General features: G+C 65.3%; 20 protein-coding genes. 8 read left to right on the top strand and 12 right to left on the bottom strand.

Annotation, left to right across the window (positions count from 1 at the left end):
* Positions 1 to 22: 22 nt before the first annotated feature.
* The 3 genes from FJ948_RS23900 to FJ948_RS23890 form a co-directional block, all read right to left on the bottom strand.
* Complete coding sequence (locus FJ948_RS23900; RefSeq protein ID WP_140708787.1) at positions 23 to 901, bottom strand: ABC transporter permease; 879 nt, start codon at positions 899 to 901, stop codon at positions 23 to 25.
* A gap of 125 nt (positions 902 to 1,026) precedes the next feature.
* Positions 1,027 to 2,919: a molecular chaperone HtpG gene (htpG, locus tag FJ948_RS23895; protein WP_140708785.1), complete on the bottom strand. Its 1,893-nt coding sequence runs from the start codon at positions 2,917 to 2,919 to the stop codon at positions 1,027 to 1,029.
* Between the two features lie 204 nt (positions 2,920 to 3,123).
* A complete protein-coding gene (locus FJ948_RS23890; protein ID WP_140708783.1) occupies positions 3,124 to 4,002 on the bottom strand; it encodes a hypothetical protein in 879 nt (292 codons plus the stop codon).
* A gap of 162 nt (positions 4,003 to 4,164) precedes the next feature.
* On the opposite strand from FJ948_RS23890, the gene FJ948_RS23885 reads away from it, so the two are divergent.
* Complete coding sequence (locus tag FJ948_RS23885; protein WP_140709092.1) at positions 4,165 to 6,177, top strand: ABC transporter ATP-binding protein/permease; 2,013 nt, start codon at positions 4,165 to 4,167, stop codon at positions 6,175 to 6,177.
* A gap of 22 nt (positions 6,178 to 6,199) precedes the next feature.
* Here FJ948_RS23885 and FJ948_RS23880 read toward each other — a convergent pair whose 3' ends face one another.
* Entirely contained in the window at positions 6,200 to 6,922 is a 723-nt protein-coding gene (locus FJ948_RS23880; protein ID WP_140708781.1) for a haloacid dehalogenase type II, read from the bottom strand.
* Between the two features lie 39 nt (positions 6,923 to 6,961).
* Entirely contained in the window at positions 6,962 to 7,891 is a 930-nt protein-coding gene (locus FJ948_RS23875; RefSeq protein ID WP_140708779.1) for a DMT family transporter, read from the bottom strand.
* A 207-nt stretch (positions 7,892 to 8,098) separates the two neighbouring features.
* Between FJ948_RS23875 and FJ948_RS23870 the strand changes: the two genes are divergently transcribed.
* Entirely contained in the window at positions 8,099 to 8,989 is an 891-nt protein-coding gene (locus FJ948_RS23870; protein WP_140708777.1) for a LysR family transcriptional regulator, read from the top strand.
* Between the two features lie 65 nt (positions 8,990 to 9,054).
* Here FJ948_RS23870 and FJ948_RS23865 read toward each other — a convergent pair whose 3' ends face one another.
* The 3 genes from FJ948_RS23865 to FJ948_RS23855 form a co-directional block, all read right to left on the bottom strand.
* Positions 9,055 to 9,405 (bottom strand): DUF2200 domain-containing protein, encoded by a 351-nt coding sequence (locus FJ948_RS23865; protein ID WP_140708775.1) that lies wholly within the window; start codon positions 9,403 to 9,405, stop codon positions 9,055 to 9,057.
* 43 nt (positions 9,406 to 9,448) lie between these two features.
* Entirely contained in the window at positions 9,449 to 11,107 is a 1,659-nt protein-coding gene (locus FJ948_RS23860) for an acyl-CoA synthetase (protein ID WP_140708773.1), read from the bottom strand.
* Positions 11,108 to 11,205: 98 nt separating this feature from the next.
* A complete protein-coding gene (locus FJ948_RS23855) occupies positions 11,206 to 12,099 on the bottom strand; it encodes a LysR family transcriptional regulator (protein ID WP_140708771.1) in 894 nt (297 codons plus the stop codon).
* A 103-nt stretch (positions 12,100 to 12,202) separates the two neighbouring features.
* Here FJ948_RS23855 and FJ948_RS23850 point away from each other — a divergent pair, with 103 nt between their 5' ends.
* A complete protein-coding gene (locus tag FJ948_RS23850; RefSeq protein ID WP_140708769.1) occupies positions 12,203 to 12,958 on the top strand; it encodes an SDR family oxidoreductase in 756 nt (251 codons plus the stop codon).
* Between the two features lie 90 nt (positions 12,959 to 13,048).
* Positions 13,049 to 13,261, top strand: a complete 213-nt coding sequence (locus FJ948_RS23845; RefSeq protein ID WP_140708767.1) for a 4-oxalocrotonate tautomerase family protein — start codon at positions 13,049 to 13,051, stop codon at positions 13,259 to 13,261.
* 222 nt (positions 13,262 to 13,483) lie between these two features.
* Here the strand turns inward: FJ948_RS23845 and gcvA are convergent, their stop codons facing one another.
* Positions 13,484 to 14,410 carry a transcriptional regulator GcvA gene (gene gcvA / locus FJ948_RS23840; protein WP_140708765.1) on the bottom strand — a complete coding sequence of 309 codons (927 nt, stop codon included), beginning with the start codon at positions 14,408 to 14,410 and terminating at the stop codon, positions 13,484 to 13,486.
* A gap of 211 nt (positions 14,411 to 14,621) precedes the next feature.
* On the opposite strand from gcvA, the gene FJ948_RS23835 reads away from it, so the two are divergent.
* From FJ948_RS23835 to FJ948_RS23825, 3 genes are all read left to right on the top strand, one after another.
* The gene (locus FJ948_RS23835; RefSeq protein WP_140708763.1) at positions 14,622 to 14,819 is read left to right on the top strand and encodes a DUF1127 domain-containing protein; all 198 of its coding nucleotides are present in this window, start codon (positions 14,622 to 14,624) and stop codon (positions 14,817 to 14,819) included.
* A complete protein-coding gene (locus tag FJ948_RS23830; protein ID WP_140708761.1) occupies positions 14,816 to 15,712 on the top strand; it encodes an NmrA family NAD(P)-binding protein in 897 nt (298 codons plus the stop codon). Before FJ948_RS23835 ends, FJ948_RS23830 begins: the two co-directional genes overlap by 4 nt.
* Positions 15,713 to 15,960: 248 nt before the next feature.
* A complete protein-coding gene (locus FJ948_RS23825; RefSeq protein ID WP_140708759.1) occupies positions 15,961 to 17,106 on the top strand; it encodes a KamA family radical SAM protein in 1,146 nt (381 codons plus the stop codon).
* A gap of 268 nt (positions 17,107 to 17,374) precedes the next feature.
* On the opposite strand, the gene FJ948_RS23820 is transcribed toward FJ948_RS23825, so the two are convergent.
* The 3 genes from FJ948_RS23820 to FJ948_RS23810 are packed head-to-tail and all read right to left on the bottom strand — an operon-like array spanning position 17,375 to position 22,637.
* Complete coding sequence (locus FJ948_RS23820; RefSeq protein WP_246677597.1) at positions 17,375 to 17,992, bottom strand: 4'-phosphopantetheinyl transferase superfamily protein; 618 nt, start codon at positions 17,990 to 17,992, stop codon at positions 17,375 to 17,377.
* Positions 17,993 to 18,039: 47 nt separating this feature from the next.
* Positions 18,040 to 18,516: a GNAT family N-acetyltransferase gene (locus tag FJ948_RS23815; RefSeq protein ID WP_140708755.1), complete on the bottom strand. Its 477-nt coding sequence runs from the start codon at positions 18,514 to 18,516 to the stop codon at positions 18,040 to 18,042.
* The gene (locus FJ948_RS23810; RefSeq protein WP_181173792.1) at positions 18,513 to 22,637 is read right to left on the bottom strand and encodes a Pls/PosA family non-ribosomal peptide synthetase; all 4,125 of its coding nucleotides are present in this window, start codon (positions 22,635 to 22,637) and stop codon (positions 18,513 to 18,515) included. Before FJ948_RS23810 ends, FJ948_RS23815 begins: the two co-directional genes overlap by 4 nt.
* A 104-nt stretch (positions 22,638 to 22,741) precedes the next feature.
* Between FJ948_RS23810 and FJ948_RS23805 the strand changes: the two genes are divergently transcribed.
* Positions 22,742 to 23,038 carry a hypothetical protein gene (locus FJ948_RS23805; protein WP_140708751.1) on the top strand — a complete coding sequence of 99 codons (297 nt, stop codon included), beginning with the start codon at positions 22,742 to 22,744 and terminating at the stop codon, positions 23,036 to 23,038.
* Positions 23,039 to 23,047: the final 9 nt, after the last annotated feature.

Raw genomic sequence — 23,047 nt, 5'->3', positions numbered from 1 at the left:
CCCCGTCATCCACCCAGTCCCGTCATCCACCAAGCCCTTTGACGATCTGCGACATGCCCATGTAGCGCGTGTAGACGGCGGCGAAGAAGCCGAGCACGACGAACAGCACGATCGACAGCGTGGCGCCCATCGGCCAGTTCAGCTCGCCCATGATGGTGTCGTAGATCAAATTGCCGAACAGCGCGTCGCGGCCCGAGCCGAGGAGCTGCGGCGTCACATAGCTGCCGGCGGCCAGCACGAAGCAGAGCAGCAACCCCGCCGCCAGGCCGGGCAGCGACAACGGCAGCGTCACCTCGCGGAACGCCTGCGCGCTCGTGCAGCCCATCGAGCGGGCCGCCGAAATCAACGTGCGATCAATGCTCTCCAGGCTGACATAGACGTTGAGGATCATGTAGGGCAGCAGGAAGTGCAGCATGCCCAGTATGACCGCGCCTTCATTGTAGAGCATCTGCAGCGGCTCATGGATGATGCCCATTTTGAGCAGCGCGACGTTGATGACGCCCTGTTCGCCCAGGATGTTGATCCAGGAGAAGGTGCGGATGGTGAAGCTGATCCAGAACGGCACGATCAGCAAAAGCAAGAGCAGCCATTTGTGCTTGAAGGTGGTGGCCCAGATGAAATAGGCGGGGAAATAGCCGAGTACCCCGCACAGCAGCGCCGTGATCGCGCCGACCCGCAGCGTCTTCACAAGGAAGCCGGAATAATAGCTGTCGGTGAGGAATTCGTGCCAGTTCGCGGTGGTCAGCGCGCTGGTTTCCACGCCGGCGGTGACGAAGGTGAAGAAGGTATAGCCGGCCATCACGGCGATCGGCAGCACCAGGAAGAAGATCAGCAGCAGGAGCACCGGCGCGACCAGCATCCAGGCCAGCCGTGGATCATACAATGTCCATCGTCGTTTCATGAGCACCCGGTGCGCTTTCTTTGAAGCGCCTGTTTTGTTCCCGGGGTCAAGAGTGGGTGATTGGAAGCCCGATGTCTACAGCTGGCGATTGAGCCAGCATCGAAGGACTGTTGGGCGGCGCCGGCTTAGCCTTTCGAAATTCCCCTCGCGATCAGCCGCGCCAGGCGCTCCGAGAACGCCCGGGCGTCGGCCGGCTTGTCGCCGTCGAGCACGCGCGCCTCGTCGTAGAGAAGGTGGGCGGCATCGTCCTTGAAGGCCTGCTCGTCGTCGCCGAGGCCGGCGAGCGCCAGCACGCGCTCGTGGCGGGGGTTGATTTCGAGGATCGGCTTGGCCGTCTTGTCGAGGCGTCCGGCGGCATTGAGCAGCCGCTCGAACTGGCGGTCCGGTCCGTGTTCGGGCGCCACCAGGCAGACCGCGCTTTCGGTCAGCCGGTCGGAAGGTTTTACATCCGACACGGCGTCGCCAAGCACCGCCTTGACGAAGGCCAGGAAGCTGTCGACTTCGGGCGTCGCCGCCGTGTCCGGCTTCCTGGCATCGTCAAGCAGGGGAATGTCGGAGAGTTCGGCCACGCCTTGCGTCACCGACTTGAACGGCTTGCCGTCGAACTCCGGCGCCATCGACGTCCAAAAACTGTCGACCGGGTCGGTGAGCAGCAGCACTTCGATGCCGCGCGCCTTGAACCCTTCGAGCTGCGGCGAGGCTTCGAGCCGGGCGCGGTCGTCGCCGGCCATGAAGAAGATCGCCTTCTGCCCTTCCTTCATCGCGGCGACATAGTCGGCAAGGCCGCGCCAGCCTTCGCCCGAGGCCGTCGAGCGGAAGCGGGCTAGCTTCAAGAGCTGCTCGCGGCGCTCATGGTCCTCGTAGAGGCCTTCCTTCAGGACGACGCCGAAATTCTCCCAGATTTTCGCATAGGCCTCGGCCTCGTTCTCCGCCAGCTTGGCGAGATCGCCGAGCACGCGGTTGGTCAGGCCCTTGCGGATCGCGGCCAGCAGCGGGCTTTCCTGGATCATCTCGCGCGAGACGTTGAGCGGCAGGTCGGCGGAATCGACCAGCCCGCGCATGAAGCGCAGGTAGCGCGGCAGAAGCTCGGCCTCGTCGGTGATGAAGACGCGGCGCACATAGAGCTTGATGCGGCCGTTGCGGTCCTGGTCGAAGAGATCGAACGGACGCGAGCCGGGCACGAAGGCCAGCACCGAGTATTCCTGCCTGCCTTCGGCGCGGAAATGGATGGTGGCGGCCGGCTCGTCATACTGGCCGGCGAGGCCGCGATAGAAATCGGTGTATTCCTCGGGCTTGATCTCGCTCTTCGGCCTGACCCAGAGGGCCGTGCCATCGGCGATGTCGCGCGCCTCGGCGCCGGGTTTCTCGATGAGCGTGATCGGCACCGGCACGTGCCCCGACTGCGACTTGGCCAGCTGCTCGAGCCGGTAGGAGCCGGTGTAGGACACGGCGTCGTCCATCAGATGCAGCACGACGCGGGTGCCGCGCTTCGGAGCGGCTTCCAGCGGCGCCGGCGCGATCTCATAGGAACCCTTGCCGTCGGACGACCAGCGCCAGGCCTCGTCGCTTCCCGCCAGGCGGCTGATGACGTCGACGCGGTCCGCGACCATGAAGGCCGAGTAGAAGCCGACGCCGAACTGGCCGATAAGCTGCGTGTCCTCGCTGGCATTGCCGGCGCCGACGCGCTCGATGAAGGCGCGCGTGCCCGAGCGCGCGATGGTGCCCAGCGCCTCGGTCATGTCGTCGCGGCTCATGCCGATGCCGTTGTCCTCGACGGTGATCTGCTTGTTGTCCGCGTCGGCGGAAATCGAAATGCGCGGCTTCGGATCGTCGGCCAGCAATTCGGGGCGGCTGACGGCTTCGAAGCGCAGCTTTTCGCAGGCGTCGGCGGCGTTGGAAATCAGCTCGCGCAGGAAGACGTCCTTGTCGGAGTAGACCGAGTGCACCATCATGTGCAGCAGCCGCGAAACATCCGCCTCGAATGCCTTGGTTTCCGTCGCTTTTGTGTCTGTCGTCATTCCAGGTTTCCCACGCTTTTCACCCGCCCGCCGCGCCGTGGCGCGTCCAGGACTTCCTTCAACCATTTTCAATTGCGTCGGCAACTCGGCGGGTGCCGGCGCGACGACAATATCGTGATGGAGTGCGGAGGCCGCAAGGGCGGAATCGGCGAAACAGCCAATCTCCCCCACGAGGGGGGAGATTGGCAGCGTCTGCGTCGCGCCCTACTTCCCAGCCATCTTGTCGGCGAGCGCCTGCGCCTGGGTGAGCAGGGCGGGGAAGACCGGGGTATCGGGCAGGGTCTTGGCCATGCAGGCGCGGAAGTCGCTGTCGCCTTTTGCCCAGGCGGCGTCGGCGGCATCGGATGTGTTGTCTTCGCTGTCGTCGGTGGCCTGCTTGACCAGTTTCTGGGCGGCGGCGTCTGCGGCGGTCCAGACCGCGTCGCAGGCGGCGATCTTGGGGACCGTCGCGGGCGCCTCGGCGATCATGACGCTGTCGCCCTTGACCAGGGTGACGACGATTTCCTGGTCGTAATTCGGGCCGACATCCTGGGCCCAGCCGCCGAGGCGGGCGATCGTCATGTCGGCGCCGTCGGGCGTCTTCAGCTTGAAGTCTAGCGTGCCGGTGAACGCAGCGTCGCTGCCGATGGCCTGGGTGTAGAAGGCGTCGAGCTTCAGCGCTGCGTCAAAGCTGGTCGGCAGTTTGAGATCGGCGTCGGTCTCGGCGGCGCGCGATTGCAGCCAGCGTTCGACCAGCCCGCGTGTCGAGGCCACGATGCTGGGGCCGTCCTCGGTGCCGTGACGCAGCCCGTCCAGCATGCCGAAGCCGACATCGGAGGAACTGAGGCTTTCGATGTTGATCGTGCCGGCCGCCGGAAAACCCTTGACCGTGAAAGGCCCCAGAAGCGCCGAAAGGCGCTGTTCGAGATCGGCGCGGGCCTTTTCATTGGCCGCATCGAGCGTTTCGACGGGAGCGTTGGCGCTTTCCATCGCGGCTATGGCTGATATCGCCTTGTCGCGCGCGGCGATGTACTCGTCCTCCGGTGAAGCGGCACAGGCCGCACCGCTCGCCAGCGCGAACGCCAAAGTCCAGACCAGACGCATCGTCGAACCTCCGTTTTTACAAGCTCTTCGCGTGGCTTGGTGGCGATTGTGCGGCGGTGAAGGCGGGCCGAGGCGGTCGGATATCGAGGCACCAGGACAGCTTTGGCACGGTGGCGAGCCGTCACAATGAAACCTTCCGATATCCAGGCCGTTATGGCGGTTGTGGCAGACATCAAATCCAAACCGAAGCCGGTCGGCGGCGCCAAACCAAACGGTGCCAGGAAGCCCCGCCGGGAGAAGGCACCTGATGTCGAGGCCGCGTCAGAGGTCGTCGGCGAGGACGCGCCCCCGCCGGAGGCCGTCGAACCCGATCCGCAGCTGAGCCCCGAACAGGCAGAGCAGGCGCGCAAGAAATACCTCTTGAAGCGGTTCTGGATCAGCGCGCGCGGCTATTGGAGCCGGCGCGGCGACAAGCTCGCCTGGCCGTGCACGATCGCGCTCCTGATCCTGATCTGTGTCAATGTCGGCTTCCAGTACGGGATCAATGTCTGGAACCGCTCGATCTTCGACGCCATCGAGCAGCGCAATGCGCCGAACGTCTATTTCCTGAGCGCCGTGTTCGTGCCGCTGGTGCTCGGCAGCGCCAGTCTGGTCGTCGCGCAGGTCTATCTGCGCATGACGATCCAACGCCGCTGGCGCTCCTGGCTCACCACGTCCGTCATCGGCCGCTGGCTCACCAACGGCCGCTACTACCAGCTCAATCTCGTCGGCGGCGATCACCAGAATCCCGAAGCCCGAATCGCCGAAGATCTGCGGATCGCCACCGAATCGCCGGTCGATTTCGTTTCCGGCGTCCTCAACGCCTTCCTGGCGGCATCGACCTTCATCGTCGTGCTGTGGACGATCGGCGGCGCGCTGACGCTGACGATCGGCGGCTCGACCGTCACCATTCCAGGTTTCCTCGTCATCACCGCGGTCATCTATGCCGCCATCACCTCCACCTCGATGGTGGTCATCGGCCGGCATTTCGTCGAACTCTCCGAGCAGAAGAACCAGGCGGAAGCGGAATTCCGCTACACGCTGACACGCGTGCGCGAAAACGGCGAGAGCATCGCCTTGCTCGGCGGCGAGGAGGAAGAGCGCAGCGGTATCGACAGGACCTTCGCCGGCGTGCTGGGGCGGTGGGCGAAGCTTGCCGGCCAGCACATGCGCACGGCGCTGGTGTCGCAGGGGTCGAGCCTGTTCGCGCCCGTCGTGCCGGTGCTGTTGTGTGCGCCGAAATTCCTCGACGGCTCGATGTCGCTGGGCCAGGTCATGCAGGCGGCGTCCGCCTTTGCCATAGTGCAGGGGGCGTTCGGATGGCTGGTCGACAATTATCCGCGGCTCGCCGACTGGAACGCCTCGGCACGGCGCATCGCCTCGCTGATGATGTCGCTCGACGGGCTCGAACGCGCCGAAGAGAGCGACGCGCTCGGCCGCATCAATCGCGGCGAGACCAAGGACAATACGATGTTGAGCCTCAACAACCTCTCGGTGTCGCTCGATGACGGCACCGCCGTGGTCAAGGAGACAGAGGTCGTGATCCAGCCGGGCGAGCGGCTGCTGGTGGCGGGCGAATCCGGCTCGGGCAAGAGCACGCTGGTGCGGGCGATAGCGGGCCTGTGGCCGTGGGGCGGCGGCAGCGTCGATTTCCACCCGGGAAAGCGCATGTTCATGCTGCCGCAGCGTCCCTACATTCCCGCGGGCACGCTGCGCCGGGCGGCGGCCTATCCCGGTGCGGCCGACGACTGGACGGTCGCGCAGATCAAGGCTGCCCTCGACAAGGTCGGGCTCGGTCATCTCGGCGACAGGATCGACGAAGACGCGCCATGGGACCAGACCCTGTCGGGCGGCGAGAAGCAGCGGCTGGCCTTCGCGCGGCTCCTCCTGCACGCGCCCGACATCATCGTGCTGGATGAGGCGACGGCGGCGCTCGACGAGAAGAGCCAGGAAAAGATGATGGAGACCATCATCCATGAATTGCCCGATGTCACCATCGTCAGCGTGGCGCACCGGGCCGAGCTGGAGGCTTTTCACAGCCGCAAGATCACGCTCGAGCGGCGCAAGGGCGGCGCCAAGCTGGTCAGCGATATCGATCTCGCCCCGCGCAAACGCAGGGGCTTGCTCGGCCGCGCCTTGTGGGGTTCCGGCGCCTCGGCCGGAAAGCCGCTCGATCGCGCCCACAAAAAGGACTGACGTCCCCGCTGCGGATGGTCAATCAGGCGCGCACCTCTGCCCTGTGCGCCTCCACCAGGTCGGCCATGCTGTCGAAGCGGAAGTCCACCTTCGGCATGTCGCCGGGATGCATGGTGGCGCCAAAACCCTGATCGGCGTGCCGGCGCTGGATCCAGCATGATTTAAGGCCGAGGCCATTGGTGACGGCATGATCGTGGAACAGGCTTTCGGCCGTGTGCAGGACCTCCTTGCCGCTGATTCCGAGCGTCGCCAGCTTTTCCAGCATATAGTCGAAATTCCGGGGCGACGGCTTGTAGGAGCCGATATCCTCGGCCGTGTAGACCGCGTCGAAATCGACGCCGAGCTTCCTGTTGCTGAAGGAGAAGCTTGTATTGTCGACATTGGAGAGGATGGCGAGCTTGTAGTGCTGCTTCAGATATTGCAGGGCGGCGGCGGTGTCGGCAAAGGCCGGCCAGTCCTTCACGCTCTGGCCATAGGCGATGCACTCTTCCGGCGTGGCCACGACGCCCCATTCCTCGGCCAGCCGCTTGTAGACGACAGCCAGAAGGTCGCTGTAGCGTTTTTGCGGCGTCCAGTTCTGCTGGCTGGATTCATGCCTTGCATGCGCCTGCAGGACCTCGTCGCGGCTCAAGGCGCCGCCAACCCGCTGGGTCAGCGGCTTCAGGGCTTCGATCATGCCGGATTCCCAATCGATCAGCGTGCCGTAGCAGTCGAAGGTCAGGGCCTTGAAATCAGTCAGCTTCATGGAATCACTCCTTTGGGGTGGTGTTTGCGCGGATCGCGATCAATCGGCCGGTTGCCCGACCGGCCGCAAACCTGCCTCGCCCCTGGATGCAGTGCCGCGCGAGGATGTCAGCCAGACGCCGAACAGCGTCACCGCGAGGCCGAGGACCATCGCCCATGAAAGCGGCTCGCCGAACAGCAGCCAGGCCCACAGCATCGTCACCGGCGGGCTGAGATAGATGACGCTGCTGACCTGCGCTGCGCTATGGAGGCGCAGGCTGACATAGTAGACGCCGTAGCAGAAGAAGGTCGAAAACAGCACCAGCCAGGCGATGCCGAACTCGAAACGGCCATCGAGCGGCGGCATTAGCCCGCCATTCCACCCGGCGCAGGCGGCAAAGAAGATCGACGCTGTCAGGCATTGGATGCACAGGCTTTGGTGGATGGGCATGTCGATCGTCCCCATCCGCTTCTGCAGTACGGTCGCGAGCGCGAAAACCATCATCGAAGCGATGGTCACCATGTAGGCCCAGGCGGGCGCGCTGCCGAGGCTGAGGCTGTTCAGCGAGACGATCAGCACGCCGGCCACCCCGAGCGCCGTTCCGGTCCATTGCCTCGATGTCAGTCGGTGGCCGAGAACGGGCTGCGACAGTGCCGCAATGGCGAGCGGGACGAGGTCGGAGATCAGTGCGACGAGGCCGGTCGGCACGCGCTGGCCGACGGCAAGCGCGAAGCCGCCGAGATAGAGGAACATCATCGCCACGCCGAACGCCATCTGTTGCACCAGGGCGCCTGCGCCGATGCGCGGCCCGACCATGAGCGCGAAGGGCAGCAGGACCAGTCCCGACATCAAGGTCCGCCAGAACAGCACCAGCATGACGTCAGCGTTCTCGCTGGCGTAGCGGATGCCGACAAAGCCGGAACTCCAGCTGACGACCAGCGCGGTCGCCAGCAGTGGCCAGACCAGGCGATGGGGTAGAGGGTGCATCATGCGGTCTCTTCGTTGCAGCGGCGCCGATCCGCGCTAGGCGGATCGTGGCCGATCCGAGCTGAGGATTTATGGCGGCAGGCCTGTTTTTGCACATGACAAATTTCGATGAACTCATGAAATAGCCACGAAAGCTGACATATGAATTTGCCTTGGAGCCGGTTCCGCTTAAGGAACTGGACCAGCACGTCTTTTCGAACGAGGATTGTCATGGCTGGAGTGATGAGCCGCCGCCTGGATGTCGATGCCTTGCGGGCGATGGTGGCGATCGAGAAACATGGCGGCGTCACCCGCGCGGCCGAGATGCTGGGCCTGTCGCAGTCGGCCGTCAGCCACAAGATCCGGCGGCTGGAGACGAGCCTCGACTGCGAAATCCTCAGCCGCAAGGCCAATGCGCCGATGTTCACCAGCTCAGGGCAGGATCTCTTGGGCTATGCAAGGCGCATCCTGGGCATCCATGACGAGGCGATCCTGAGCCTGTCGAAAAGCACGCTGCAGGGCAAGATCGCGCTGGGGATGACCGAGGACACGACCTGCACCGACCTGTCGCGCATCCTTGGCCGGTTTCGCCGGCTCTACCCCGAAGTGAGCGTGCGCACGCAAGTGCGCATGAGCCTCGCCTTGCAGAAGCTGCTGGGCGAAGGCGCGCTCGACGCGGCCATCATCCAGGTGTTCCAGCACGAGGTCCGCCCGACCGACGTCCTGCTCTTTCGCGAGAGCCTGCATTGGGTGAAGTCGCCCGAACTGATCCTGGCGAAAGGCGACCCGGTGCCGTTCCTGTCCTTCGACGAGAACTGCTTCTATCGCCGCTGGGGCCTCGATCTCGGCCAGGACGAGGGAACGGTGTTCGAGATCGTGTTCGAATGTTCGAGTGCCGCCGGCATCATCGCCGGCGTGACCTCCGGCCTCGGCGTCGCGCTGCTCAGCCAGCGCCATCTGCAGCCCGGCATGGAGATCGCCGACAAGAATTTCCCCAAGCCTCCTGACCTAGCCTACGTCATCCGCCGCGCCCGCAACGCCCGCAACCCCGCGCTGGAGACGCTGGTGAAGGAGATAGAAGCCGAGGTGCGGCGCCAGGGGACGCTGCAGATGGTGGGGTGAGGGCGCGCGATCAGCGCGTGCGCTCATGCGCTCGGTCAATGATATCGCGCGCTCGACCTCTCGCCTTATTTCCGGAGTATCTTCTCCATCGCTTTCCCCTTCGCAAGCTCGTCGATCAGCTTATCTAGGTAGCGAATTTCCTTCATCAGCGGATCCTCAATGTCTTCCACGCGCACGCCGCAGACCACGCCTGTAATCAAATTCCGCAAAGGATTCAGTCGAGAGGCCTGACCAAAGAAATCCTCGAAGCTGGTTTTCTTCTCCAGTTCGGCGTCGAGTTCCTTCTCGGTGTAACCCGTTAGCCAGCGGATGATCTCATCGACCTCGGCTCTGGTGCGTCCTTTCCTTTGCGCCTTGGCGACATAGTGCGGATAGACGCTGGCGAAGCTTGTGGAATAGATTCGATGCTTCGTCATGAAGTGCCCTCACTGTTGGGGCCGAGAAGCGGCGTCACGCCCATCACCCCTTCCGCTTCTCCACCTCCGCCTTCCTGAGCAGAAACCTCTGGATCTTCCCGCTCGGCGTCTTCGGCAGCTCGCTCACGAAGTCGATCTCGCGGGGATAGGCGTGGGCCGAGAGGCGCTTTCTGACATGCTGGGCGAGTTCCTCGGCGAGTTCCGGGCTGCCGTTGAAGGCCGGCGCCAGGATGACGAAGGCCTTGACGATTTCGGTGCGTTGCGGGTCGGGCACGCCGACCACGGCTGCCTCGGTGACGGCGGGGTGTTCGATCAGCGCGCTTTCGACGTCGAAGGGGCCGATGCGGTAGCCTGACGAGGTGATGACGTCGTCGGCGCGGCCGATGAAGGAGACCGAGCCGTCGGGCTCGTATTCCACCGTGTCGCCGGTGCGGTAGTAGCCACCTGAAATGGCCGGGGTTTCGGCCTGGTGGTAGCCGCCGAACCAGCGCAGCGGCGAGTTGGCGATGTCTACGGCAAGGATGCCGGGATGGTTGGGGCCGAGCTCGCTGCCGGCTTCATCCAGCACCACCATCCGGTAGCCCGGCATGGCAAATCCGGCCGAGCCCGCGCGGACAGGATGCGAAAGCCCGTGATGGTTGTTGACCATCATGCCGTTCTCGGTCTGGCCGTAATGGTCGTGGATCGGCGCATCGAGATGGGCGTCGAACCAGCGGATCACCTCCGGGTTGAGCGGCTCGCCGGCGCTGCTCACCACGCGCAGCCGGCCTTTTGCGTGCGCGGCGGCCTCGGGGCCTTCGGCGAGCAGCAGGCGGAAGGCGGTGGGCGAGCCGGCAAGGCTGGTGACGCCAAGCCGCTCGATGACGTCATAGGTGCTCTTGGCGGTGAAGGCGCCCTCATTGAAGGTGGTGGCGATGCCGAGCAGCAGGGGGCCCGTGATGGCGTAATAGAGGCCGTAGGCCCAACCGGGATCGGCGATGTTCCAGAAGACATCGTCAGGGCGCAGCCCGATCGCATCGCGCATATAGGCGCCGAAGGCCAGCAGAGCGCTGAGCGGCACCGGCACGCCCTTGGGCAGGCCTGTGGTGCCTGAGGTCGACATCATCATGAACAGGTCCTCGCCCCGGCGCATCACCGGCTCGCAGGCCGGCGAAGCAGCGGCAAGGGCGGCGCGGAAATCGATGTCGCCCGCAGGCAACGTCTCGCCCGCGTCGAGGATGGTGGCGGTTCGCGCAGGGTTGGCGACCTCGTCGAGCTTGGCGCGATTGGCCGGATTGGTCACCACCAATTTTGCACCGCTATAGCCGAGGCGATGCTCGATGGCCTTCGGGCCGAAGGCGGTGAACAGCGGCTGGTAGACGGCGCCGACGCGCCAGGCGCCGAGGATCAGCGCCACCAACGCTGGGATGCGCGGAAGCATGGCGGCCACGACATCGCCCGGACCGACGCCCAACTCCTTCAGCAGATTGCCGACGCGGCCGGACATAGCGTCGAGATACTCGAAGCTGAATTCGTTGAGCTCGCCACTCGCGGAGATCGCCCGTAGCGCCAACCGGTTCTGGCCGGTGTGGCGGCCGCAGCATTCGACATAGGCGTTGATGCCGGTCGACGGGTCGCCGTCGAGCCTGGCGATCTCATCCTCGATGCGGAAGCCCGAAACAGCGTCCTCATAGCGCGGCAAGCCGCCTTGTGTCGTGGTCATGGAAATCCTCCCTGGCGGTGCGCTATCTCTCCCCATGGCGCGCTGTCGCGGCGACAATGCCATCAGATCGCGCCGATGGGCAACGACGCCTCCGGTTTTTACAGGTTCGCCTCGGCGAAGATGCGCGCCGCCCAGTCGAGGAAGACGCGCAGGCGCGGCGAGAGCTGGCGGTTCTGCGGGTAGAGCGCCGACAGCGGCGTCGGCGAAGGCGGATACTCGGCCAACACCTCGACCAGCGCGCCCTCGGCCAAATCCTTCTCGAAGCGATAGCGCGGCGCCTGGATGAGGCCGAGGCCGAGCCGCGCGAGATCGGCGGCAGTGTCGGAATTGTTGGCGGCGACGCGGCCGGGCAGCCTGACCTCGCGCGTCCTGCCGGCGACGGTGAATTCGAAGGGCAGCACCTCGCCGGTGCGCGAGGAGACGAAGCCGATCGCCTGATGGCCCTCCAGCGCGTCGGGGGAGGCTGGCGTGCCGTGGCGCGCGAGATAGGCGGGGCTGGCGCAAGTCATCTCGCGGATCATGCCAAGGCGGCGCATGATCATGCCGCTGTCGGGCGGTTCGCCGACGCGGATGACGCAGTCGACGCCCTCGCGCACGAGATCGACCAGCCGGTCGCTCTGGCCGATCTGCAGGTCGATGCGGGGATAATTTTCGAGGAATTCCGGCAGGCGCGGCAGCAGGAAGGTGCGGGTGAGCAGCGTGCTGGCATCGATGCGCAGCAGGCCGAACGGTTCGGCGTCGCGGAAGGCAGCCTCGGCATCCTCGATCTCGGCCAGGATCGACAGGCAGCGCCGGTAATAGGCCTCGCCGTCCTGGGTGGCGTTCACCTGCCGCGTCGTGCGCTCCAGCAGCCGCGCACCGAGATGCTCTTCCAGTCGTCGGATGGCTTCCGTCGCGGTCGAGCGCGGCAGGCCGAGATCGGCGGCGGCGGCGGTGAAGCTGCGCCGCTCCAGCACGCGGACGAAGAGCCGCATCGTGTCAACCCGATCCATGCGGTTTGTTCGCATTTCCCGAATGGTGATGTCAATTGAGGGCCGATTATCCGGAAAGTGCACTGGCCTATATCCGTCTCGCCAACGATAAGGAGAGACTTCCATGACTTCAGGCCAACGAAATACGGATCAAGCCAGAACGGCGATCGTGACCGGCGCCTCCAAGGGCATCGGCGCTGCGATCGCGCGGCGGCTTGCGCGTGACGGCATCGCCGTCGTCGTCAACTATGCGCGGGGACAGGCGGAGGCCGAGGACGTGGTGCGCGCCATCGAAGCCGATGGCGGCAAGGCGATCGCCGTGCGGGCCGACATCGCCGATCCGGTCGGGATCGCCAGCCTTTTCGACGCCGGCGAAAGGGCCTTCGGCGGCATCGATATCCTCGTCAACAATGCCGGCATCATGAAGCTTTCGCCGATCGCGCAGGCCGACGACGCCTTCTTCGACACCCAAATCGCGATCAATCTCGGCGGCGTCTTCCGTGGCATGCGCGAAGGCGCGCGGCGGCTGCGCGACGGCGGCCGCATCGTCAATTTCTCGAGCAGCGTCGTCGGCCTCTACCAGCCGGGCTACGGCGTCTATGCCGCCACCAAGGCGGCGGTCGAGGCGATGACGCACATCCTGGCCAAGGAGCTTGGCGCGCGCGGGATCACCGTCAACGCCGTGGCGCCCGGGCCGGTCGAAACGGCGTTGTTCACGGATGGCAAGAGCGCGGCGCAGATCGAGGCCATCGGAAAAATGGTCCCGCTCGGCAGGCTCGGCCAGCCCGACGACATTGCCGGCGTGGTCTCGTTCCTGGCCGGGCCGGACAGTGGCTGGATCAACGGGCAAATCATCCGCGCCAATGGCGGCGTGATCTGAGGAGGCGGCCGCCGCCGACCGCCGACCCGTTCCATCCCAAAACCTGAAACCAACTCCCAGAAATCCAACCTCCAGAAACAGGAAAAGACCATGCCATTCGCCAATTTCAAGATGCCGCAGGCCGCTCTCTCCAAGGCGCAGAAGGAAGACCTCATCCACCGCACGACAGCCATGTTCGTCGACTTTTTCGGCGAAGGCGTGCGGCCCACCACGATGGTGCTGGTGGAGGAAATCGCAGACGGCGGCTATGGCCGTGCCGACGAGGTGTTCATCGTGCCGGAAGCTTTTCGCGCCAGGGAGTAGGCCGAAGCCGGCCTCGTGACGCACGCTACCGTCATATGACGACTGGTCGCCGCGAGCGCCAGCGTCCAATCTGGCGCCGTCAATGCATGGCGGCTTCCGAAAATACCGATGCCCCCTTTTGGGGCGACATGCATGAGCGGCGGGGGCCGGGTGGGCAGCTTTGGGCTGTCCACCTGTCTCGTCCGTCGCCGACGCCTGTTCAATCGATGGAACCGGATGCGCTCAGCTGGCTTCGGGCGCCTGGCTCCTGGACACGCCGACCCAATCGGTCGCGATCTCGGCGAACAGCCAGTCGCGGAACGCCTTGATTTTTTTCTGGCGCAACGCGCCTTCCGGATAGACGACATAGTAGCTGGCGGCTGATTTCAGCGCGAGGTCGAAGGGCCGCACCAGCCGCCCGGAAGCGAGGTCGGCCGAGACCAGCGCGCTGCGGCCGAGCAGCACGCCTTCGCCATGCACGGCCGCCTCGACGGCGAAAGTGGCGGAATCGAAACGCACGCCGCGTTTGGGGTCGATGCCTTCGGCGCCGGCCTGTTCGAGCCATGTCGCCCAGTCGATGCGGAAGGCGTCGTGGATCAGCTTGTGATGCCGCAGATCCCCGGGCTGCCGCAGCGGGTGCTCGCCTTGCAGCAGTTCCGGGCTGCAGACGGGGAAGACCTCCTCGTCGGCGAGGAATTCCGCTGTCACCCCGGTATAGCCACCGCGCCCGTAGCGGATGGATATGTCGATGCCGTCGCTGACGAAGTCGGCCAGCACGCCCGAAGTCGCCAGCCGCACGTCGACGTCGGGATTGGCGCGATGGAAGCGATGCAGTCTCGGCACCAGCCAGCGGCCGGCGAAACCGTCCGACGTGCTGACGCTGAGGATGCGGGTCGAGCGGTCGGGTGTGGCGGCGATGGTGGCGGCGGCGATCTGGTCGAGCGCCTTGCCGACCTCGACCGCATAGGCCGCGCCGACAGCGGTCAGGCGCACGGAGCGTGTGCCGCGATCGAAGAGCTGGATGCCCAGCCTGTCCTCGATGTTGCGGATGGCGCGGCTGACCGCGCCGTGGGTGAGGTTGAGTTCTTCGGCGGCCTTGGAGAAGCTCAAATGTCTGGCGGCCGCGTCGAAGGCGGGCAGAGCGGTGAGGGGCGGCAATCTGCGAGGCATGGTTCGACCTGTGAGTGTTGCTCACAAATCCTGCACAAAGAGTCGTTTGTCGTCCAGTCCGAAACCACCCAATATTCTGGCGTAGCAAGCATCCATGCCGGACTTTCGGTTCATCGATGCGCTGAACTGACCAGAGAAGTGTGAGCAATCGTCATGCTCGCCCGGTGGGCGACGTCGGCAGGCTTGCGCCCAATGAAATAGGAGACGGACAATGACCTTGACCCTTCGACCCATCGGCAGCGCGATGAACGGCCTTGCCATGAGGAGCGCGGCAGCCTTCGAGCGCCGCCGCACACTGCGCCAGGTTTCCAGGCTCTCCGACCGCCGTTTGCATGACATCGGCCTCGAACGCGACTGGGACGGTTCCATTCTTGCCAACGGAATTTTGGGCAATGGGAGGGCGATATGACCAGCACCCTGATCATCGGCGCGACGGGACTTCTGGGCAGCGAGATGGCGAAGGCCAGCGTGCGCAATGGCGACAGCCTTCATGTGCTAATGCGGCCGGCAACGGCGGCCAATGAGGAGCGGGTGCGCCCGCTCAAGGAATTGGGCGCCACCATCCATCTTGGCGATCTCGACGACTATGGCAGCCTTGTGCGCGCGCTCGGCTCGGTCGACCGCGTCATCAGTTCGGTGCATGTCGGTTCGGCCAGCGAGATGACGCTGGTGCGCGCGGTCAGGGATGCCGGCGTCTCGCGTTATGTGCCGTCCGCCGGTTTCGGCCTCGACTTTGCCGCCGCCGCACCCGGCTCGATCGAACCGCTCGACATCAAGCGGGCCGTCTTCGACGCCGTCAGGCAGGCCGATCTGCCCTATACGGTGATCTACACCAACGGCTTCTTCTCGACCTGGGTGGCGACGCTTGGCGACCTGACGCGTTTCGGCTCGTCGCCACTGCCGCCCGACGAGGTGACGCTCTATGGCGAAGGCAATGTGCCGGCGACGTTTGTCAGCGAGAAGGATATCGCGGCTGTCACGATGCGCGCGCTGGAGGACCCCAATGCGGTGCGCAGCGAAATCCGTATTGCGCGAAACAGGATCACGCAAAGCGCGATGATCGAACTTTGGCGCAAGGTGAGCGGTCGCTCGCCGCGCGTCAAGCAGATGAGCGCCGAGGAGTTGGAGGCGCTGATCGCGGCGGTTCCGGGGCTGGGACTGCTGCGGGCATTCTGGATCCGTGGCGAGACGGCTCTGGAGACCGCCACGCCGGAGGCGGGCGTGCTTTATCCGGAGCTGAGGTTCGAGACGATTGAAAGCGCTCTTGCGGCGATGGCCGGCGCGGGTGGGCGGAGGGTGTGAAGGCAAGGGCGGCGCTCTACGGCGCCCCCCTCTGTCCTGCCGGACATCTCCCCCTCAAGTGGGGAGATTGGCAGTTTGGGCGCCGGCATTCCCTATTTAACTTTGGAGATTGGCGAAGGCCGTCGCAACATCCGATCTCCCCCCTCAGAGGGGGCGCCGTAGAGTGCGGCGGGCGTGGTTGGCTTGCCCAGTGGTTGACCCGACAGCCCATCCGGCCGATAGGTCCGCGGCAAAAACCCGAGACCCCGATGACCGATCTCAAAGACGCCACCCGCGCGACCGCCCCCGACACCGCCTGGCAGGACGATGTCCGCGCCGGCGTGCGCCATGTGCGCGACCTCGCTTCCCTGCCGCTGTCGCCGGCCGAACGCGAAGCCGCGCAAGCCGCCGCCACGCTGCACAAGGTGCGCGCGCCGAAAACCTATCTCGACCTGATCGACTGGAACGATCCCGCCGACCCGATCCGGGCGCAGGTGATCCCGTCGCCGCAAGAACTGGAAGAGGCCGAGGGCGAGCTTGGCGATCCGATCGCCGACCATGAATTCAGCCCGGTGCCGCGCCTGACGCATCGTCATGCCGACCGGGTGCTGTTGTTCCCGACCTATCAATGCGCGGTCTATTGCCGGTTCTGTTTCCGCAAGGAATCGCTGACCTCGATCGGCCGTGGCTATACGCGCGAGGCGCTGGAGCCGGCGCTGGCCTATATAGCGGGCCACCCCGAAATCCGCGAGGTGATCCTTACCGGCGGCGATCCGCTGTCGCTGCCGGATAACGCACTCTCCGAAATCCGCGCCCGCATCGAGACTATTGCCCATGTGCGGCTGTTGCGCATCCACACCCGCGTGCCGGTGGCGCTGCCTTCGCGCATCACGCCAGGGCTGGTGGAAGCCCTGCAGGGCCGGCCGATGGTGACGGTGGTGACCCACTTCAACCACGCCCGCGAGATCACCGACGCCACGGAAGCGGCGTGCCGCACCTTGCGACAAGCCGGCTTCGTACTGCTCAACCAGAGCGTTCTGCTGAAGGGCGTCAACGATACGGTCGAGGTGCTGGAGGAGCTCTGCCGCGAGCTGATGTACCGGCTCGGGATAAAACCCTATTACCTGCACCATGGCGATCTCGCGCGCGGCATGGCCCACCGGCGCACCACGATCGCCGAAGGCCAGGCGCTGGTGGAAGCGTTGCGCGCGCGTCTGTCGGGGATCTGCAATCCGGTCTACGTCATCGACCTGCCGGAGGGGGGAGGGAAGGTGCTGCTCGGACCATGTCCTATCGAGGGACAGGACGATCAGAGCTGGCGGATACGCGGGCTGGATGGGGAGGTGAGGGACTACCGGGAGATCGTGGACGTTCGGGAAGAACAGCCCTCGAAGAATCCGGCTGAAGGCTCATGACGCTGGGATGTTACCCCTGCTAGCGTCATGGCAACTGGTCATAATGGCGCAGCGTCCGCGCCGCCCCTCACCTGCCTGCCGGCATCCTCTCCCCGTATAGTGACGGGGAGCGATTTCGCCAATCTCCAGCGTTGCAAGAAGACGCCGGCGTTGCAGCCAGCCCTCTCGCCCCGTTTACGGGGAGAGATGTCCGGCAGGACAGTGAGGGGCGGCGCCAACGCCGGAGATTGCTGGCTTCAGGCGTGGAGCAGGGATAGTCGAGCCGACCCTAAACCCCGTCACCGTCGACAAACGCCAACACGACCACACGCGGGGCGACGCAGTAGATGAGGCTGACTTCGCGGCCCGTGCTCGTCGTCGCGTGGCCGGTCTCGAGGTTTACCGCGATGTCTTCATAGCCCAGCACCTGGCGGTCCAGCGGATAGGCGGCCTTGTAGACCGCTTCCTTGGCGGCGAAGAGGATGCGGCCGGCAAGCTGCCGGTCGGCGGTACCCGTCCGGTCGGCGGGCATGGCAACAAGGGCGGAAATCTCGTCGGGCAGGGGCAGCGCCGGCTCGACATCGATGCCGAGGGAGACGATGTGGCCGACAGGCGCGACCGCCACCACGGCCATGTCGTCGTCATGCGCGAGCGAGCCGGTTATCCCGTCCGGCCAGGCAGGTGCGCCAGAGGGCGTGCGCAAGAGGGCGAAACCGTCGAAGCCGGCATCCGCCAGCAGCCGGTGCGCGAGCAATCGCGCCGCGCCGCTGGCCCGCCGCATGGCCGGCTGGCGGGCGGGGATGGAGCCCGCCTCCGCCGGCAACAGATAGGCCTCGTCGCCTTCGCGGATGAGCCGGCATCCCGTGCGCACTCCGGCTGGAGCCATGGCAGCGACGGCGCGCGCCAAGGCGATTTCCTCCGGCAAATCTGGGAAAGACGGACCGGCTGATGGCGTCATCGAGCGGCGGCCGCAAGGATGAGATCGGCGATCATTTCGCCGTCCTCGTCGAGCCCTTCCTCGACGAAACCGGCGCCGCGATAGAGCTGCCGTGCCGCCTCGTTCCGCGTTTCGTAGCAGATCGACACGTGCCTGACGTGGCCGAGCCCCTGGATTTCCTCCAGCACCGCCCGCAGCGCGGCCTTGCCATAGCCCCGGCCTTGCCAGGCGCGGTCGATCATGAAGCGGTAGATGCGGGCCTCGTCATCGTCCTTCGGGGCGTCGTACATGAGGAAGCCGACGATCTGGTCTCCGGCCATCACGGCGCGGGGCCGCGCGTCCGGGTCGGATCTGGCTTCGCGAAGCGAGTCCGCATTCCCAGCGACGAAATCCACCTGCTCCGGAGCCAGTCGCAGGGCCGTGACCAAGGCGCGATTGGCCTTGGTCACCGGGACGATATGGATGTCCACGCTGCCGGGCGCGCGGTCCGTCAAGACGCCGTTGCCCCGGCGGCCTCGCTGACCGGCTCGACGAAACGATGCAGCTTGGCCGGGTTGCCGCGCCAGATGGAGTTGGGCTCCAGCTCCTCGCCCTTCATCACGAAGGAATCGGCATCGACCATCGATCCCTTGCCCATCACGACGCCGTAATGGACGAAGGCGGACGGCCCGAGCGTGCAGCCATCGCCGATGCGGATGAAGTCGGACTTGAACGCGCCTTCTTCCAGCGAATGGGCCTGGATCACCGATCCCTCGTTGAGCGTGACGTCGTCGCCGATCTCGACCAGCGAACGCTCGGTCAAATTGGCGCCGCCGTCATAGACCCTGCTGCCCACCTTGACGCCCAGCATGCGCAGGATCATCGGCCGGAACGGCGTGCCGGCGAACAGGCGCACGATGGGCGAGTCCGCGAGCTTCCAGTGGCGTTCGTGGCGCCAGAAGGTGACGTCGTAGATTGTCGTCATCCGCGGCTTCAGCTTGCGAAAGCCAAGGCTTGCCCGCTCGACGAAGATGTAGAACGGAATGGTGATCGCCGAGGTCAAAAGCACCGCCACGAAGAGCGCGATCTCGGCCCATTCGGTGTAGTAGTTCAGCGCCCGGTCCCAGATCGCCAGCGTGACGAACAGCATGACCCATTGCGTCGCCACGAACAGCAGGATCGTCACCAGATTGTGCCGGTTCTTGGCCGGGATGCGCTTTTGCCGGTCGTCCTCGTTGATGCCGGCGATGAGTTCCTTGTCGCGGGCCACCATGCGCGGGATCTCGAAGGACGGCGAGCCGAGAAGGCCGACATTCTCGCGCAAGGGCCCGTCGATCGGGACCATCACCTTGGTGCCGAGCAGGACGTTGTCGCCCGTGCGCCCATCCGGCGGATAGTAGATGTTGTTGCCGAGATAGTTGCGCTCGCCGATCCGGGTCGGTTCCAGTCGGAACGCGGAAGCGGATTTGTGCATGTTGATCATGAACAGCCCGTCCGACACCATGGTCTCGGTGCCGATTTCGCACAGAAGCGGGTTTTCATGCTGCTGGTTGGAGCCGAAATTGGAGCCGGTCTGCACCACCTTGTTGAGGTTCCAGCCGATCGCGCTCATATAATGGACGATGGCCGAGCTGTCGCCGAACAGCAGCCCCAGCACGCGCGAATTGCTCGAGAATTCGGCAACCGTCTGTAGCCAGTAGCGGAAGCCGTAAAGCGTGTAGGTGCGGCCGGGCTTCAGGATCAGGCTGAACAGGCGCGGCACCACCGTGGCGGCGAGGAAGGCCAGGGCGATATAGCCGAGAAGCGTGACCGTCGTGCCGATCGCCACAATGCCGATCGTCTCCTGATAGTCGTCGCCGACATTCTCCCAATAGCTGTGGAACAGGAGCGGCAGCGGGGTGACGATGGCAAACAGCCCGATCAGCTGCACGGCCTCGTAGAGGAAGCGCCTGATACGGGGAGGGTTGACATTGCGCACCTTGCAATAGTCCGCCGTGGTCGGCACCGCCGGCGATCCATGCCAGTGTTCGCCGTCCGGGATGCTTTGTTCACGCTGCAGCGAGGAGGAATGGCCGAGCTGGCCGCCATCGCCGATCGCGGTGTCGATGTCGAGCGTGGAGCCGACGCCGACGAAGGCATCGCTGCCGATTGTCAACGGCCCGGTGTGGATATAGCCCGCCTGGGCGCGATAGCCGAGGATCAGCGATTCCTTGCGCAGGATGGTTCGGTCGCCGATCGAAATCAGGTCCGTGCACACGGGCACGGCGCGGGATTCGATGACCACGTTCTTGCCGATCCTGGTGCCAAGCAGCTGCAGGTACAGGCTGTAGAGCGGGCTGCCCCGGAACAGGACGACCGGCGCGGAGCGGATCAAGGTCTTGACCACCCAGAAGCGATAGTAGCGCAGCCCCCAGATCGGGAACGCTTCCGCCTTCCAGCGGCCGACAAGCACCCATTTGGCGACGACGGCAAAGCCCGACATGCCGAAGAACACGCCGCCCGAGAGCACCACGCACCTGATGTAGAGCTGCAGCGGCTCGTCGAGCGCGTCATAGACCCAGTTGAGGCCGCCATTGATCGCCCACAGCGCCACATAACTGTAGAGCGCGTAGAACAAGAGCTGCGCCGCGCCGCAGGTCCAGTAGACGAGGTTGGAGGCCCGGCGGGTGAGAACGGGCTCATTGATCGCCGTCGTCATCTCTTCCGATACGCTAAGGTGCTTGGCCAGGCGCGCCACGGTGGGATAGAGATAGATGTCGCGCATGGACGTCGTCGCCCATTCCTTGCGGGTGCGCACGCGGGCGCAGAAATGCGCCATCAGCAGCGAGTTGGCGCCGAGATCGTCGAAGAAATTGTCCTCGACCGACACGTCGTCGAACTTCAGCACGGCGCATAGCGCCTCGGCCAGGAAACGCTCGTCGTCATTGGCGGGCGCAACCATGGCGCGGTCGGCCGAGAGCCGGACGCTGGTCGGCTTGGGCAGCTGGCGAAGGTCGACCTTGTTGGAGACCGTCATCGGGATGACAGGCAGTTCCTCCAGATAGGAGGGCACCATGTAGTCCGGCAGCCGCCGCTTCATCGTCTGGGCAAGGTCGGCGCGCGAGAGCGCCGGCTGGCCGGCCTTGGGCGCGTAATAGGCAACGAGCTCGACGCGGCCGGGCTCGATCTCCCAGGTGGTGACGGCGGCCTGCGCGATCTCCGGCTGGTCGAGCAGCACGGCCTCGATCTCGCCCAGTTCAATGCGATAGCCGCGGATCTTCACCTGTGTGTCGATGCGCCCGGCATATTCGATCTCGCCGGCATCGTTGATCCGGCCAAGGTCGCCGGTGCGGTAGATGCGCTTCGACGGGTTGTTCGGCAGGCCGAGGAAATCGGCGATGAATTTCTGTTCGGTGAGGTCCGGCCGGTTGAGATAGCCGACGGCGAGGCCGATGCCGGCGATGCCGATCTCGCCCAGTTCACCGGGGTCGGCCAGCTGTGGCGACACGGGATCGAGAATGGCGATCGAATAGGTGGGCAGCGGCGCGCCGATCGTCACCGGCCGGTCGGGCGTCAGCGCACCCATGGTTGCCGTGACGGTCGCCTCGGTCGGGCCATAGGTGTTGAGGATCTGCCGGCCGGGCTTCGACCAGCGTACCACCAGATTGTGCGGACAGGCTTCGCCGCCGACCAGCAGCGTGCGCAGGCTGGGCACATCTGAAGTGATGGACGACAGAAGCGTCGGGCTGCAGGCCATGCAGGTGATCTCGTGATGGCGCAGGAAATCGGCGAGCTCCTCGCCGACCAGCGGCATCTGGCCGGGTGCCGGCACGACGGTCGCGCCGGCGATGAAGGGCACCCAGATCTCCTCGGAGGAAAAGTCGAAGGCGATGGTCATGCCCTGGTAGACGCGGTCGCCCGGCTTGTAGCCGTAGGACGCGGCGGCGACGCGGATGAAGTTGACGAAGCTCTGGTGGCGGATGGCCACGCCCTTGGGCCTGCCGGTCGTGCCCGACGTATAGAGGATATAGCAGATGTCGTCGCTCGCAGCGGCGGCCGGCGCCTTGTGCGTCCTCAGCGGCGCCCCGGACTGGGCCGATATTTCGCCCGCCGCGCTGTCGATCAACAGATGCGGAACCGGCAGCTCCCCGGCCCGCGATGCATAGGTGGCGATGGTGACGACCAGGCTGACGCCGGCGTCCTCGATGATGAGCGCCATGCGCTCCTGCGGGAAGGCGGTGGCCAGCGGCACGAAGGCGGCGCCCGCCTTCGCCACGGCGAGCAGGGCGACATAGGTTTCCGCCGAGCGGTCGAGAATGAGCCCGACGCGGTCGCCCGGTCGCACGCCGCGCTTGACCAGCAGGCGGGCGAACTGGTTGGCGCGGCTGTCCAGCTCCCGATAGGTCCAGACGCGGCCCTCGGAGATCACCGCCGGCAAGGTGGCGAATGTTTCGGCGAGCTGCTCGAACACCTTGTCGAGCCGCTCGTCCGGCTGGCCCGCCCGCGCGAAGTCCGCGCCGGTCAGGACCTGGCCGCGCGCCGTCGTCGTGGAGGCAATTCTTGCAAGCGAACCGACGATGTCGGCGCGCGCCTCGGGCTCGCCGCCCGATCGTGCCGTTTCCCTGTCCAGTTCGGCAATATCGATACCGTGATCCATTTTCAAAACTTTCTCGTCCTAATGAAATCGCCGATCATGCCGCCGCGGGCAGGCATCGTCGGCTGTGGCGCCGCTGCAATTTGATCCGTGTTGATGGAGGTGGAATGACCGAAGCTTCCAAAACGGAAGCTTCCGCGATCGGGACCGGCGATAACCGACCGCTCTTTGGCCGCGCGGTTATCACGGAACAGGCCGCTCCGTCTTCACATGTTCGGGAGCATGGCGCGCGGCGGGCGCATCGCCTCGGCACGACCGGCGGCGAGCGCCGTGCCGGGCACCCGTCCATCTGTTCGAACCTCGTTGCATTGCCCATACCCGTGCGCCTGTGCGACGGCCGATTCCCGGCCGTTGAGGGAGGGTTATGCCATCCGATCTTTTCAGCAGTTTTTCCGAACTGTTGAATTATGTTT

The sequence above is a fragment of the Mesorhizobium sp. B2-3-12 genome (assembly GCF_006442205.1).
In the GTDB taxonomy this organism is placed as follows: Bacteria; Pseudomonadota; Alphaproteobacteria; order Rhizobiales; family Rhizobiaceae; genus Mesorhizobium.
This window is presented reverse-complemented; position numbering and strand designations above follow the sequence as displayed.

What these genes read in the sequence shown, in the direction of transcription:
- FJ948_RS23845 (WP_140708767.1), top strand. Translation starts at nt 13,049, where the DNA reads ATGCCATTCGCCAATTTCAAGATGCCGCAGGCCGCTCTCTCCAAGGCG.
- FJ948_RS23900 (WP_140708787.1), bottom strand. Translation starts at nt 901, where the DNA reads ATGAAACGACGATGGACATTGTATGATCCACGGCTGGCCTGGATGCTG.
- FJ948_RS23865 (WP_140708775.1), bottom strand. Translation starts at nt 9,405, where the DNA reads ATGACGAAGCATCGAATCTATTCCACAAGCTTCGCCAGCGTCTATCCG.
- FJ948_RS23835 (WP_140708763.1), top strand. Translation starts at nt 14,622, where the DNA reads ATGACCTTGACCCTTCGACCCATCGGCAGCGCGATGAACGGCCTTGCC.
- FJ948_RS23850 (WP_140708769.1), top strand. Translation starts at nt 12,203, where the DNA reads ATGACTTCAGGCCAACGAAATACGGATCAAGCCAGAACGGCGATCGTG.
- FJ948_RS23860 (WP_140708773.1), bottom strand. Translation starts at nt 11,107, where the DNA reads ATGACCACGACACAAGGCGGCTTGCCGCGCTATGAGGACGCTGTTTCG.
- FJ948_RS23855 (WP_140708771.1), bottom strand. Translation starts at nt 12,099, where the DNA reads ATGGATCGGGTTGACACGATGCGGCTCTTCGTCCGCGTGCTGGAGCGG.
- FJ948_RS23880 (WP_140708781.1), bottom strand. Translation starts at nt 6,922, where the DNA reads ATGAAGCTGACTGATTTCAAGGCCCTGACCTTCGACTGCTACGGCACG.
- FJ948_RS23875 (WP_140708779.1), bottom strand. Translation starts at nt 7,891, where the DNA reads ATGATGCACCCTCTACCCCATCGCCTGGTCTGGCCACTGCTGGCGACC.
- gcvA (WP_140708765.1), bottom strand. Translation starts at nt 14,410, where the DNA reads ATGCCTCGCAGATTGCCGCCCCTCACCGCTCTGCCCGCCTTCGACGCG.
- FJ948_RS23870 (WP_140708777.1), top strand. Translation starts at nt 8,099, where the DNA reads ATGGCTGGAGTGATGAGCCGCCGCCTGGATGTCGATGCCTTGCGGGCG.
- FJ948_RS23805 (WP_140708751.1), top strand. Translation starts at nt 22,742, where the DNA reads ATGACCGAAGCTTCCAAAACGGAAGCTTCCGCGATCGGGACCGGCGAT.
- FJ948_RS23825 (WP_140708759.1), top strand. Translation starts at nt 15,961, where the DNA reads ATGACCGATCTCAAAGACGCCACCCGCGCGACCGCCCCCGACACCGCC.
- htpG (WP_140708785.1), bottom strand. Translation starts at nt 2,919, where the DNA reads ATGACGACAGACACAAAAGCGACGGAAACCAAGGCATTCGAGGCGGAT.
- FJ948_RS23890 (WP_140708783.1), bottom strand. Translation starts at nt 4,002, where the DNA reads ATGCGTCTGGTCTGGACTTTGGCGTTCGCGCTGGCGAGCGGTGCGGCC.
- FJ948_RS23830 (WP_140708761.1), top strand. Translation starts at nt 14,816, where the DNA reads ATGACCAGCACCCTGATCATCGGCGCGACGGGACTTCTGGGCAGCGAG.
- FJ948_RS23810 (WP_181173792.1), bottom strand. Translation starts at nt 22,637, where the DNA reads ATGGATCACGGTATCGATATTGCCGAACTGGACAGGGAAACGGCACGA.